The organism is Winogradskyella aurantiaca (assembly GCF_003362725.1).
Classification (GTDB): Bacteria; Bacteroidota; Bacteroidia; order Flavobacteriales; family Flavobacteriaceae; genus Winogradskyella_A; species Winogradskyella_A aurantiaca.
Genome location: NZ_QKTV01000002.1, coordinates 52622 through 65438, shown reverse-complemented (window position 1 = coordinate 65438; position 12817 = coordinate 52622). Strand labels below are relative to the sequence as shown.

Sequence of the window (12817 nt, the reverse complement as noted above, 5' to 3'; positions counted from 1 at the left end):
AAACTATAAATTCATATCCTTAAGGATAGCTTCAATTTTAGCATCCAATAACTGCTCCGTTGTAGTTAAATCGGACATTTTGTCTAAATGCGTATTAACACTGATATAGAACTTAATCTTTGGCTCTGTGCCACTTGGTCTAAGTGCAATTTTACTACCGTCTTCAGTGTAATATATAAGAACATTAGATTTTGGAATGTTGGTTGGAATCACAGATCCGTCTAATGTATTTGTAATCGTAGATTCCTGATAATCTTCAATTCTAATTACTTTAGAATTATTGAAATAGGTCTTTGGGTTTTCACGGGCCTCAATCATCATTTGCTTAATTTCTTCTGCTCCTTCAATTCCCTTCTTAGTGAGACTTACAAGCCTTTCTTTGTAAAAACCATGTTCCAAGTAGAGTTTCACTAGTTCTTCGTAGAAGGAGCTTCCGTTGGCCTTTGCAAATGCGGCAATTTCACACGCCAACAGTGCTGAGGTTACGGCATCCTTATCTCTAACGAAATCACCAACCATAAACCCAAAACTTTCTTCACCTCCACCTATAAAATCTAGCTCTGGGAAATCAAGGATCATTTTAGCAATCCACTTAAATCCTGTAAGGCCAATTTTTATTTCGGTATTATAGGATGCAGCTAAAACACTCATCATTGGGGTGGATACTATAGTCGATCCTACAAACTCATTTCCTTTCAGTTGACCTTGATCCTTCCAGTTTTTCAATAGGAAGTTAGTCATAACAATCATAGTTTGATTACCATTAAGCAATACCAACCCATTATTGAAATCTCTCACCGCAATTCCTAATCGATCACTATCAGGGTCGGTACCAATAACAATATCTGCACCGTTAGCATCAGCTAGTTCCAAGGCCATTTTAAGGGCTGCTGGTTCTTCTGGGTTAGGAGAGGCTACAGTAGGGAAATCACCATCAGGTTCAGCCTGCTCCTTTACAATGCTTACATTGGTATAACCTGCCTTTTTTAAGGTTGGTGGAATGGTGGTAATGGAGGTGCCATGTAATGACGTGAAAACAATCCCTAAATCTTCTCTGGCCTCAACAGGTAAATTAATACTACCATTTTTAACGGAGGCATCAATAAAAACCTGATCCACATCATCGCCGATCATTTGAATAAGGTCAGTATTCCCTTCAAATAATATTTGAGAATAGTCGACGCTGTTAATTTCTTGGATAATCTCACCATCTTGAGGTGGTACTAATTGTCCGCCATCCTGCCAATACACTTTATAACCATTGTATTCAGGAGGGTTATGAGAGGCGGTAAGAACAATACCGCAATTGCAGTTGAGATGTTTGAGCGTAAAGGATAGTTCTGGCGTAGGTCTTAAATCCTCAAAAAGAAATGCTTTTATTCCATTGGCCGAAAATACATTAGCTACTACTTTAGCCAGGCTTTGACTATTATGACGACAATCATAGGCAATGGCCACTTTTATGTCCTCCCCTGGAAAAACTCGTTTAAGATATTGACTTAGTCCTTGGGTATTTTTACCAAGTGTATATTTATTAATACGATTAGTGCCAACACCCATAACACCTCGCATCCCACCGGTTCCAAAGGCCAAATCTTGATAAAAACTTTCTTCGAGTGTCTTTGGATCGTTAGCCTGAAGTGATTTAATAGTATTTTGAGTATCTGCATCAAATGTTGGACTCAGCCATGAGTCAACCTTCTTCTGAATATCTGGGTTCATAAATTGGATTGAGTTATTTAACAGGGTACAAAAATAGTTATTTAGATAGCTGCGAATGCCAAATGTGTCAACAACTAAAGGTTAATTTTTGATTCAACCTCATAGAGCTTTTCAGATTTAGATGAACGTAATATTAATTCACCTAAAAACCCAGCCACAAAAAATAAGGCTCCTAAAATCATCGTTGTTAAGGCTAGATAAAACTGTGGGCGCTCTGTTATAAGTCGGCCTTTTGGATTAAGGAACAATTTGTCAACTCCTAAATAAACCGAAAAACCGAAGCCTAAAATGAGCATCAATACGCCAATCGCCCCAAAAAAGTGCATGGGACGTTTACCAAATCTTGATAAGAACGAAATGGTCATTAAATCAAGAAATCCGTTTATAAATCTATCCATACCAAATTTTGTTTTTCCATATTTTCTAGCTTGATGCTTCACTATTTTTTCAGAAATATTACCGTATCCAGCATTTTTGGCTAATACTGGAATGTAGCGGTGCATTTCTCCGTATACGTCAATTGATTTGACTACCTCATTTTTGTAAGCTTTGAGACCGCAATTAAAGTCATGTAATTTTAACTGTGAGGTACGTCTTGCAGCCCAATTGAATAGTTTAGATGGGAGGTTTTTGGAGAGCACCGAATCGTAGCGTTTCTTTTTCCACCCCGATACCAGATCATACCCATCAGATGTGATCATTTGAAATAGTTCAGGTATTTCTTCAGGATTATCTTGAAGATCTGCATCCATAGTAATAATTACGTCACCGCCAACCTCATAAAAGCCGGCATGTAACGCTTGAGACTTGCCATAATTCTTGCGGAACTTTATACCTTTTACTTCAGGATGTTGTTCGGCTAATGTGCTTATTATAGACCAGGAACTGTCATTGCTTCCATCATCTATAAATAAGATCTCATAAGAAAAATGATTGGACTGCATCACAGATGCAATCCAATCGTACAATTCTTTTATTGATTCTTCCTCGTTAAGTAACGGTATAACTACCGATATATCCATATGTTATTTTAACACTTATGTGTCAAAATTAGTAATTTTTATTGAGCTGAATTATTTGTTCGAGCGCATTACAAGACCTCCTATGAGAGAATAAATAAGACCAAAGAGCGCACTCATGGCAATCCAGAAGGTATTTGCGACCCAAGGATTGGTAAACATTTCAACAAATTTCATTTGCTGTTCTACTGCTTCTGCAGGAATATCACCTCTCTCAAGCATTTTTTCTCTTGAAATTTCAACCATTTGGTCCATAAAACCAGGATCAATCACGTATACAAATATTAAGCCGTAAACCACATAAACAAGCGCACTAACAATTGCTACTGCAAGCCCTACCTTTATGGCGAATCCTATTGTGAGCTCATTGGCATTAGCCTTTTTAAATTTGCTGATGGTGTAAAAAATAACTATTGGAAATAGAATGTAATAGATAACGTTAGGCCATTGTACCCCGTCGTAAACTAGTCCGGATACATATAAGGCAACATTAATAAGGATCATCGCCAGGCCAAGATAGATTCCATTATTTAATGCAAATTTACCTGGGGTTGGTTTTAGTTCTTCCATGATTTAGTGTTTAGATTTTAAATGATTCACTTGTTAGTACTTCAAGTTACAAATAAGTTACATATATTAAGAGCAATTATTTCTTATAAAAAGATTGTAGGTTTTAGAAAAATACTTAAATTTGCACCTCGAAAAATTCGAAATATTTAAAAGACTAAGGAGATGAAAAAAGATATCCATCCAAAGAATTATAGAATCGTTGCTTTTAAAGATATGTCTAATAATGATGTATTCTTGGCAAAGTCTACAGCTGACACTAGTGAAACGATTGATGTAGAAGGTGTTGAGTATCCATTAGTGAAATTGGAAATCTCTAGAACGTCTCATCCTTACTATACTGGTAAAGCCAAATTGGTAGATACAGCCGGACGTGTAGATAAGTTCAAAAACAAATACGCGAAGTTTAGAAAATAATTCTTCCAACGATATTAGTTTAAAAGCCTTTCAATTACTGAAGGGCTTTTTTATTTTTACACAAATACATTGATCCATGAACTATATCCTCTTTGATGGTCCATATCGCAGTAATTTGCTGCCCTTTACTTACACCAAACCTGTTGCAGACCTTAGGATTGGCATATTAACTATCAGGGAGAAATGGCAACGTCATTTGGAAGTTACCATAACTACAGTTACCGAAGATTATTTATCCGATAAGTATCCTATGGTTGAGATGGAGCTAAATGTAATGATCAATGCCTCTTTCTTACCCTCGACATCTTTGGTTAATCTCATAAAGTCATTACAGCCAAATGAGGCTATTTTTGAAGGAGACGACGTTGTGGCCTTTTGCATTGAAGAAGGTAGAGAGCCCGATGATTTTTCTGGTTTTAAGTCTGTTGAATTTGACGAAGATCTTTTGAAAATAGAACATACCTGGGATTTATTTAAATTGAATGGTCCAGCTATTGAGGCTGATTTTAATTTAGTGACCAAGGGAAGATCATCTCAATCCATTTCCAAAACGGTCAATGTTTTTGGTGAGCACCCTGTTTTTATTGAAGAAGGTGCGCAACTCGAGTTTGTGACCTTAAATACAAATAATGGCCCAATTTACATTGGAAATAATGCTGAATTAATGGAAGGCTCCATAATTCGAGGGCCATTTGCATTATGCGACCATGCCACTGTTAAATTAGGGGCTAAAATTTATGGGCCAACAACCATAGGCCCACATAGTAAGGTTGGCGGGGAAGTCAATAACTCAATATTAATGGGTTATTCCAATAAAGGTCATGATGGGTTCTTAGGAAATTCAGTCCTGGGTGAATGGTGTAATATTGGTGCGGATTCTAATACATCTAATTTAAAGAACAACTACGCTGAAGTTAGATTATGGGATTATCAAACAGAGGGGTTTGCTAGAACGGGATTACAGTTTTGCGGCCTAATGATGGGGGACCATAGTAAATGTGGTATTAATACCATGTTCAATACTGGAACTGTTGTTGGAGTCAGTGCTAATATTTTTGGTAGTGGTTTTCCAAGAAATTTTGTTCCAAGTTTTTCCTGGGGTGGTAGTAAAGGTTTTGTAACCTATAAAACCAATAAAGCCTTTGAGGTGGCAGAAAAGGTCATGGAAAGACGCCAAGTAATATTGTCGGAACAGGACAAGGCCATTCTTTCTCATGTTTTTGATGAATCTTCGAAATTCAGAAAAGCAGATTAGTCGGTTTTCTTAACTGCTTTCAGTTCCAATAGATTAATCGGGTTAATTCCTAAACCAGAAACATTTTTTCTACTAAAACGCACTACCTCGTCATAATATAAGGGAATAACCGGGTAAGTGCTCAATGCAATAGAATCCATTTTTGAATAGAGCATGGTTCGTTCTTTGGGATCACTAATTACATAAGATTCCTCATAGAGTTGGTCAAAAGTTGCATTTGAATAATGCGAGTAATTGGGACCATTTGGGGCAAAGTTATTTCTGTAAAATAATGATAAATAGTTTTCTGCATCTGGATAATCTGCAACCCAACTTGCCCTAAAAAATGGCAATTTCCCATTAGCTTTAGCCTCTTTCAAACTTGAGGCGGGCAGGACCTCAATAGCTATTTCTAAGCCAAGTTTTTCAATTTCACGTTGAATAAATTCGCAGAAACTCAAATAATTACTTGTGGTAGATAGGGTTATCTTGGGTCGATTAATACCTGATTCAGCTTTAAATTCATCAATGAGTGATTTTGCTAGTTCAGGATTGTATTCAAATGAATCAGACGGTCTATACCCTGGTAGACCCTCCGGAATAAAACCTCCATTAGCAGCTATTCCAATACCATTGCGTAAATAGGTAATCATCTTTTCACGATCAAATCCAATACTAATAGCTTTCCTCAACTTTGGTGATAAAACTTCTGCCTCTTTAGTATCCATAAAAAAGGACAAGTATTCGGTATTTAAATAGGGCCCCCTTATCATACGAGATGTTTTCTGGTACTTGGGTTTTAAATGTCCATCACCAGTAAGTATTTCGTCCTTATAAGAAGCATCTAGACCGGATACAAAATCAATATTTCCCTGTGCAAATTGAAGGAACTCACTTTGTTTATCAGGAAGGAATGTAATAGCTACAGCCTCTAGATATGGTAGTGTTTGACCAAGAGAGTCCTTTTCAAAATACTGGAGGTTCTTTCTAAAGACGAGTTTGGTGTTTTCTTCCCACCGTTTGAACTTAAAAGGCCCAGTTCCTATAGGATTAGAACGAAAATCCGAACCATAATATGATACAATCTCGGGTGGAATTACAGAACAATACTTCATAGTTAATAATCCTAAAAAGGCAGGAAAAGGTTGTTTTAACCGTATTTGAAAGGTGCTATCGTTAACCGTTCTAAATGATGCGACTTTTTGAAAAACCCAACTTCCAGGCGAAGCAACATTAGGGTCCAGTATGCGATTAAAACTATATTCAACATCCGATGCTACGACTTTTCTCGTGGAATCTGGACCAAACAGAGCATGCTTATGGAAAACAACATCGGATCTCAGATTAAAGGTATAGACTTTAGCATTGTCTGAAATGGTCCAGGTCTTAGCAATGGCTGGTTGAACATTTAATTGGTTGTCCATTTGTACTAGACCATTGAATAGTTGATGCACCCCCCAAATATCAGCAAGATCCTTAGAAAACGCAGGGTCTAAAGAATTAATATTTTTATGTTCGTTGTAGCGGAATACATCACGGTCTCCATATGTGGTTTGTTTTTTCGAGCATCCATACGTAAGAACCAGAACTACATGAATGCCAATGAGTTGGATATAAGGTCTTCTAAAATGGAGTTTTACCATCTGATCAAATAGTTGTAAATTTGCCGACTCTGTAAAAGTACGAGAATGGTCTCAAGCAAAAAAGTCGCTTTTTATACACTTGGATGTAAACTTAATTTTTCCGAAACATCCACCATTGCTCGTGGTTTCAAGAACCAAGGCTATGAGAGGGTGGACTTCAATGAGGCTGCTGATATTTATGTGATTAATACCTGTTCTGTAACTGAGAATGCTGACAAACGTTTTAAATCTATTGTCAAACAGGCTCTTAAATCAAATGATGAGGCTTTTATTGCTGCTATTGGGTGTTATGCTCAGTTGAAGCCAAAGGAATTGGCAGCCGTTGATGGAGTAGACCTTGTACTTGGAGCAACTGAAAAATTTAAGGTAGATTATTACATCAATTCGTTATTAGACAATCCGGATAGAACTGGTAGCCTGGGTCAGATTCATTCTTGTGAAATCTCTGAAGCTGATTTTTATGTAGGTAGTTATTCCATAGGTGACCGCACGCGCGCATTTTTGAAAGTGCAGGACGGTTGCGATTATAAATGCACTTATTGTACCATTCCACTGGCACGAGGCATTTCAAGAAGTGATACTATGGAAAATGTGATTGCCAACGCTCAAAAAATTTCAAGTAAAGGTATTAAGGAAATTGTACTGACAGGTGTTAATATTGGTGACTATGGTAAAGGGGAATTTGGTAATAAGCGTCATGAACATACCTTTTTAGATCTTATCAGAAAATTGGATGAAGTTGATGGAATTGAGCGCTTAAGAATATCGTCAATTGAACCTAATTTATTAAAGGATGATGCTATTGAACTTGTTTCACAATCGCGTGCCTTTGTGCCTCATTTCCATATTCCACTACAAAGCGGCAGTAATATACTTCTTAAAAAAATGAAGCGCAGATACATGCGTGAACTGTACGAGGATCGAGTTGCAAAAATTAAGGAACTCATGCCCCATGCCTGTATTGGTGTTGATGTTATTGTTGGATTCCCAGGTGAAACCGATGAGTTGTTTTTGGAGACCTATGAATTTCTAAACGCATTAGATATTTCATATTTACACGTGTTTACTTATTCTGAAAGGGATAATACTGAGGCTGCAGAGATGGAAGGTGTTGTTCCTAAAGCGATTCGCACCAAAAGAAGTAAAATGCTTCGAGGGTTATCAGTAAAAAAACGACGCGCCTTTTACGAGTCACAGATGGGACTTCAAAAAACCGTTCTTTTTGAGGGAGAAAATAAGGAGGGTTATATTCACGGTTTCACAGAAAATTATGTCAAAGTAAAAGCACCATGGAATCCTAACTTGGTCAATACGCTACATCAAGTAGATTTAAAACATATCGATGATGATGGTCTGGTACGATTTGACTTTGCGAGTTCACCGGAGTTAGTGTAATTATTTCAGCTATATTTGGGTTATTCTTAAACCCAAATTTATTATGAAAAAAATTCTATTACTTGGCTGCCTTTCAATAATTTTAATATCATGTTCATCAGATGATTCTGTTCCTTTAAGCGAGACTGATGACTTATTAGGTCTTTGGAAATTAACAGAATGGAATACAGAAACAGCTTTTGACATTAACAATGATGGTATTGCTAATACCAATCTGTTAGAGGAAATAGATTGTCTAGATAATGAGACAATTACCTTTAATTCTTCAAATACTGCTTTTGTGGATACATCCTCGTCCATAGATATTGAAGTTTTTGTAGAAACTGGCACTACAGATAGTTTTGTATTTGATGTGGATTGCGATTTTGAAACGGATTCGTTTGTATTGAATTGGAATAGAACCGAAAATCAGGTTTTTTTAATTGAAGAAGATTTTGAAGATGAACCATTGATTGCTCAAATCGATGGAAATACTTTAACCTTCACCTTGAATGATGCACTAGTTGTTTATGATGATAACTTTGAGGTTGAATTCACAGAGGATTTTACCATTGTTTATACCAAACAGGAATAAATATAAATAAAAAAACCGAAGTATAAACTTCGGTTTTTTTATTTGTATTAGGTCTTAGATGCGGATGCCCACTGGTAACATTCGCTTATACTTTCTGTTGCTTCTGACAAATTTAGCGATCTCTGGACTTGTTGGAACTACGCTGATATTTCGCTCTTTAATATTATTAAAAACCAGTTCTAGAAAATCTTTCTGAAAATCCTCTGAATGTATTTCTTCAGGGATTACCATTTTAGTTAAGAAGATTTTGCGTTCTTGAAGAGAGTATTCGATTACGGCCATACTATCTTCCACCTTCAATTCATATTGACGCAAGAAATCATTGTCAATCAGTTCAACAGCTTCTGTCATATTTCTTTAATTTAAATTCTAGGTTGGTCGAGTAGGAACTATAATTTTCTATAGTTTTGTGGATGCAAAGGTACAAAAAATCCCTTAACTATTGAATTTAAGGGTCTTAAACCCTGTGTATCCCACGTCAGCTCTAAGATTAAAAGAAATTCGAAGATGGCTTCAAATCTAACTCACGTCTACATGATGCCTGGAATGGCTGCTAACCCCAGCATTTTTGAATATATAAAGCTGCCAGAAGAGGACTATCAAATCCATTGGCTAGAATGGATTCTTCCTTTAAGTGAAGAATCATTGTTTTCTTATGCGAAACGTATGTGTTCATATGTAAGCCACGATAATCCGGTTTTAATTGGAGTATCTTTTGGTGGTATGTTAGTGCAGGAAATGGCCAAAGTCCTTCATTGCAAAAAAGTGATTGTTATTTCCAGTGTCAAATCGCATCATGAGTTGCCAGTTCATTTGAAATTTTTAAGAAAAACTAAGACTTATAAAATACTGCCAACCCAATTAGTCACCAATATTGAGGTCCTTCTCAAATACGCTTTTGGTGAGACGGCCAAGAAACGTGTGGAGTTATATGAAAAGTATCTAAGCGTTAGGGATAAGGATTATTTGGACTGGGCCATTAAGCAAATTGTTTGTTGGGCTCAGGAAGCACCAGATGAACAAACTATTTTTATACATGGTGATAGTGATTTGGTATTTCCAAATTCATGTAATGGAAAAACCATTGTTATAAAAGGTGGCACCCATATTATGATTATCAATAAGTATAAGTGGTTTAACGAAAATTTACCTAAACTGATGGCCTAGGATCTTTGCCAGCAGAGAATTAATAAATAACTTTAAACAAAAAAGAAGATGAAAGCTTTAAAATCCCTCCTTTCGGTAATTGGTTTAATGTGTGTGTGCTGTTTGTTTATTTACGCTGTTCAAAAGGCACCTGCAGATACCAATGTGAGTAATGAAAAGCCAATGGTAAATGACTATAATGTTTACGCTCTAACGGTACCAAGTGATTTAAATTTTGCAGGTGAGGCCTTGCCACTTGAAAATCCAGATGTTTTTGAAAAAATGGACAGAGAGCTCTTGGTAAACACCTACTGGCAGTCTAATGGTTTGTTAATGTTTAAACGTTCTGCTAAGTATTTTCCAATTATTGAACCAATTCTCAAAAAGAATGGGGTTCCAGATGATTTTAAGTACTTGGCGGTGATTGAAAGTGGACTTTTGAATGTGGTTTCACCGGCTGGTGCCCGCGGGTTTTGGCAAATTATGAAGACTACGGGACGTGAGAATGGTCTTGAGATCAATGATAATGTTGACGAGCGATACCATTTAGAGAAGGCAACAGAAGTGGCCTGTAAATACCTTTTGGAAGCCAAAGAGCAATTTGGTACATGGACATTAGCAGCTGCATCATACAATGCTGGTAAAAAAGGAATTGCCAGAAGATTGGAAAATCAAGGAGTTAAGGATTATTATGATCTACTATTGGGTGAAGAGACAGGACGCTATCTATATAGAATTGTAGCACTCAAGGAAATTTTATCCCATCCATCGAAGTATGGATTTAACTTTAAGGAGGACCACTTGTATTCTAATGTACCAACCTATGAGGTTAAAGTAGATACCGCAGTAGCTGATTTTGCTGCTTTTGCCATGGACTTTGGGATTAATTATAAGATTTTGAAAATTCACAATCCCTGGTTGCGAGAACCACACTTAAATAACAAGTCCCGAAAAGTATATTACATAGATATTCCTGAAGACGGTCATTATTCTAATCCTTAATTATTGGAATACATAAAGGAGAATATCTGGACTATTCTAGTGACAATTAATTTTGTCCTGGCTGTAGCTTTAATTTTTGTTATTCTCTTTAAACAAATAAACCCAAGTAAAACAGTAAGTTATATTCTGGTCTTACTGATGGTTCCTTTTCTTGGCTTATTTGTTTATGTCCTCTTTGGGCAAGACTACAGGAAATCCAAAATTTTTAACAGAAAGAACATCCTAGATCAAAAGGTGGTTCGTCAAATCCTTGACAAATTAAAGCTCAAGAAATATCAGGAAGAATTTGTTGAGGAGGTTCTCGATGATAAGTCGAAACTTTTCAAACTTATTTATAATAATGAAAAGTCTAAACTCACCATTTTTAATGATGTACAGATTTTAGTTAATGGGGAAGAGAAATTTGCGGAACTATTTAAAGATATCATTGCCGCCCAACACCATATTCATTTAGAATATTATATCATTCGGGATGATAGTATTGGAACAGAACTCATCGAGTTGTTGTGCCAAAAGGCTAGGGCAGGAGTCAAGGTACGTTTGATATATGACGATGTGGGAAGCAAAATATCCCAACGTTCTAAGGCTCTTATGTCAAAAGCAGGAATAAAACATTTTCCTTTCATGCCGGTACTATTTAAGGGTTTTACAAGTAAGATGAATTACCGTGATCACCGTAAAATTGTTGTGATTGATGGCAAAATCGGTTATATAGGTGGTATCAACGTTTCGGATTACTATGTTAATGATGATGAGACGAATCCATATTGGCGTGATACCCATTTACGTCTTGAAGGGGAATCTGTTAAACCACTTCAGATTTTATTTTTTACAACCTGGGATTTTGTAAAGAATGGGGAAATTGAAGTAGTGGAAGACTATTTTCCAGATGTTGAAACACGTAATGTTTCAGGCATACAAATAGTGGACAGCGGACCAGACACTGATTGGCCGAGTATTATGCAGGCTATATTGGCGAGTATTTTTGCAGCCAAGAATTACATTTACATCACGACTCCTTATTTTATTCCAAATAATGAGATTATTACTGCCTTGCAGACAGCCGCTAGGAGTGGAATAGAGGTTAAATTATTGATTCCAAAAAACTCTGATTCCTGGATTTCCGGGTCTGCAACCAATTCTTATTTGCAGCCAATGCTAGAGGCTGGGGTGGAGGTCTATCGGTACTCCAAAGGATTTGTTCACGCTAAAACCATAGTTCTAGATGATCAGGTGTGTTCAATTGGCACAGCCAATATGGATTATAGAAGTTTTGAAATTAATTTTGAGGTCAATGCCTTCATTTACCACAGAGAGACAAGTAAGATTCTAAAGACTCAATTTTTAAATGATCTGAAAGATTCGGAAAAACTACAATTGGATACCTGGATCAAACGTCCCATTGCACATAAACTACTTGAGGCCCTATCAAAACTTTTAGCCCCACTCCTGTAATCAACGTCTACGACCCATTTGTTGTCTGTTGCCGTAATGCTGATTAGGAATTGAAGCTTTTTTCATTTGTTGTTTCATCATTTTTATCTGATCCCCAAGCATGTTACGTTTGTCGAGTTTTTGAGCCTCGGTTAACAATTTCTGAGCCTCCATTTTTCGACGTTTACTAAAAGCAATACCGGCAAGATTTAATTTGGCCATCGCTAAATCATGGTCCATAGATAGACCTAATGAAATCGCTTTTTTAAAATATTTCTCAGCGGCATTCATGTTAGTTTGGGATTCCATGATCCCAAATAAGAAGTTTAAATAGCCTTGCTGCTTCTTAACAAGATTAGCTTCTGGATTTTTAATTTTTACCAACCACTTTTTGGCACCGTCAAAATCCTGTTTACGTAGCCTAAGAAAAGCAAGTAAAATTAATTCGTTTTTGAAATACAGAAATATGAAAATAGACGAAAGTAAAATGAACATTATGCCGTTACCAATATATCCTTCGTAAAATTGATATCCCGCATATGCAATGATGACTGCCGCAAGAACTAATTTTATATTTTTATTGAACATGTACCTGTATTTTAAATGGGCTGCAAAGTTAATAAAACAATTAAAAATAATTTTATAAATGCTTCTTGTTAAAGTA

Annotated in this window: 13 protein-coding genes; 7 read left to right on the top strand and 6 right to left on the bottom strand. The window is 36.4% G+C overall.

Annotated elements, in window-relative coordinates; genetic code table 11:
- Positions 1 to 3 precede the first annotated feature (3 nt).
- The 3 genes from DN064_RS04480 to DN064_RS04470 form a co-directional block, all read right to left on the bottom strand.
- Positions 4 to 1722 (bottom strand): phospho-sugar mutase, encoded by a 1719-nt coding sequence (locus DN064_RS04480; RefSeq protein ID WP_115461437.1) that lies wholly within the window; start codon positions 1720 to 1722, stop codon positions 4 to 6.
- Between the two features lie 74 nt (positions 1723 to 1796).
- On the bottom strand, positions 1797 to 2744 hold the full coding sequence (locus DN064_RS04475) for a glycosyltransferase family 2 protein (protein ID WP_115461436.1): 948 nt from the start codon (positions 2742 to 2744) through the stop codon (positions 1797 to 1799).
- Between the two features lie 51 nt (positions 2745 to 2795).
- Complete coding sequence (locus tag DN064_RS04470; protein WP_115461435.1) at positions 2796 to 3311, bottom strand: DUF4199 domain-containing protein; 516 nt, start codon at positions 3309 to 3311, stop codon at positions 2796 to 2798.
- Between the two features lie 162 nt (positions 3312 to 3473).
- Here DN064_RS04470 and DN064_RS04465 point away from each other — a divergent pair, with 162 nt between their 5' ends.
- Together DN064_RS04465 and DN064_RS04460 are read left to right on the top strand one after the other, a co-directional pair.
- Positions 3474 to 3725: a type B 50S ribosomal protein L31 gene (locus DN064_RS04465; protein ID WP_115461434.1), complete on the top strand. Its 252-nt coding sequence runs from the start codon at positions 3474 to 3476 to the stop codon at positions 3723 to 3725.
- A gap of 76 nt (positions 3726 to 3801) precedes the next feature.
- Positions 3802 to 4980, top strand: a complete 1179-nt coding sequence (locus tag DN064_RS04460; RefSeq protein WP_115461433.1) for a GlmU family protein — start codon at positions 3802 to 3804, stop codon at positions 4978 to 4980.
- Here the strand turns inward: DN064_RS04460 and DN064_RS04455 are convergent.
- A complete protein-coding gene (locus DN064_RS04455; RefSeq protein WP_115461432.1) occupies positions 4977 to 6602 on the bottom strand; it encodes an ABC transporter substrate-binding protein in 1626 nt (541 codons plus the stop codon). The genes DN064_RS04460 and DN064_RS04455 overlap by 4 nt on opposite strands.
- Before the next feature lie 45 nt (positions 6603 to 6647).
- Here DN064_RS04455 and mtaB point away from each other — a divergent pair, with 45 nt between their 5' ends.
- Together mtaB and DN064_RS04445 are read left to right on the top strand one after the other, a co-directional pair.
- The gene (gene mtaB / locus DN064_RS04450; RefSeq protein ID WP_115461431.1) at positions 6648 to 7997 is read left to right on the top strand and encodes a tRNA (N(6)-L-threonylcarbamoyladenosine(37)-C(2))-methylthiotransferase MtaB; all 1350 of its coding nucleotides are present in this window, start codon (positions 6648 to 6650) and stop codon (positions 7995 to 7997) included.
- A 43-nt stretch (positions 7998 to 8040) separates the two neighbouring features.
- Positions 8041 to 8571, top strand: a complete 531-nt coding sequence (locus DN064_RS04445) for a hypothetical protein (RefSeq protein ID WP_115461430.1) — start codon at positions 8041 to 8043, stop codon at positions 8569 to 8571.
- 54 nt (positions 8572 to 8625) lie between these two features.
- Here the strand turns inward: DN064_RS04445 and DN064_RS04440 are convergent, their stop codons facing one another.
- Positions 8626 to 8922, bottom strand: a complete 297-nt coding sequence (locus tag DN064_RS04440) for an N-acetyltransferase (RefSeq protein ID WP_115461429.1) — start codon at positions 8920 to 8922, stop codon at positions 8626 to 8628.
- 156 nt (positions 8923 to 9078) lie between these two features.
- Between DN064_RS04440 and DN064_RS04435 the strand changes: the two genes are divergently transcribed.
- Genes DN064_RS04435 through cls form a run of 3 tightly spaced genes read left to right on the top strand, consistent with a single transcriptional unit; the run spans position 9079 to position 12174 of the window.
- Positions 9079 to 9738, top strand: coding sequence for an alpha/beta hydrolase family protein (locus DN064_RS04435; protein WP_115461428.1), 660 nt, complete (start codon positions 9079 to 9081; stop codon positions 9736 to 9738).
- A 48-nt stretch (positions 9739 to 9786) separates the two neighbouring features.
- Complete coding sequence (locus tag DN064_RS04430; RefSeq protein ID WP_115461427.1) at positions 9787 to 10719, top strand: lytic transglycosylase domain-containing protein; 933 nt, start codon at positions 9787 to 9789, stop codon at positions 10717 to 10719.
- A gap of 3 nt (positions 10720 to 10722) precedes the next feature.
- On the top strand, positions 10723 to 12174 hold the full coding sequence (cls, locus tag DN064_RS04425) for a cardiolipin synthase (RefSeq protein ID WP_115461426.1): 1452 nt from the start codon (positions 10723 to 10725) through the stop codon (positions 12172 to 12174).
- Here cls and DN064_RS04420 read toward each other — a convergent pair whose 3' ends face one another.
- Positions 12175 to 12741: a tetratricopeptide repeat protein gene (locus DN064_RS04420; RefSeq protein WP_115461425.1), complete on the bottom strand. Its 567-nt coding sequence runs from the start codon at positions 12739 to 12741 to the stop codon at positions 12175 to 12177.
- Between the last annotated feature and the right edge of the window lie 76 nt (positions 12742 to 12817).

Bases quoted from the DNA above. Each gene is read 5' to 3' on its own strand.
- DN064_RS04435 (WP_115461428.1), top strand. From the start codon at position 9,079: ATGGCTTCAAATCTAACTCACGTCTACATGATGCCTGGAATGGCTGCT.
- DN064_RS04470 (WP_115461435.1), bottom strand. From the start codon at position 3,311: ATGGAAGAACTAAAACCAACCCCAGGTAAATTTGCATTAAATAATGGA.
- DN064_RS04430 (WP_115461427.1), top strand. From the start codon at position 9,787: ATGAAAGCTTTAAAATCCCTCCTTTCGGTAATTGGTTTAATGTGTGTG.
- mtaB (WP_115461431.1), top strand. From the start codon at position 6,648: ATGGTCTCAAGCAAAAAAGTCGCTTTTTATACACTTGGATGTAAACTT.
- DN064_RS04440 (WP_115461429.1), bottom strand. From the start codon at position 8,922: ATGACAGAAGCTGTTGAACTGATTGACAATGATTTCTTGCGTCAATAT.
- DN064_RS04460 (WP_115461433.1), top strand. From the start codon at position 3,802: ATGAACTATATCCTCTTTGATGGTCCATATCGCAGTAATTTGCTGCCC.
- DN064_RS04445 (WP_115461430.1), top strand. From the start codon at position 8,041: ATGAAAAAAATTCTATTACTTGGCTGCCTTTCAATAATTTTAATATCA.
- DN064_RS04420 (WP_115461425.1), bottom strand. From the start codon at position 12,741: ATGTTCAATAAAAATATAAAATTAGTTCTTGCGGCAGTCATCATTGCA.
- DN064_RS04480 (WP_115461437.1), bottom strand. From the start codon at position 1,722: ATGAACCCAGATATTCAGAAGAAGGTTGACTCATGGCTGAGTCCAACA.
- DN064_RS04465 (WP_115461434.1), top strand. From the start codon at position 3,474: ATGAAAAAAGATATCCATCCAAAGAATTATAGAATCGTTGCTTTTAAA.
- DN064_RS04455 (WP_115461432.1), bottom strand. From the start codon at position 6,602: ATGGTAAAACTCCATTTTAGAAGACCTTATATCCAACTCATTGGCATT.
- DN064_RS04475 (WP_115461436.1), bottom strand. From the start codon at position 2,744: ATGGATATATCGGTAGTTATACCGTTACTTAACGAGGAAGAATCAATA.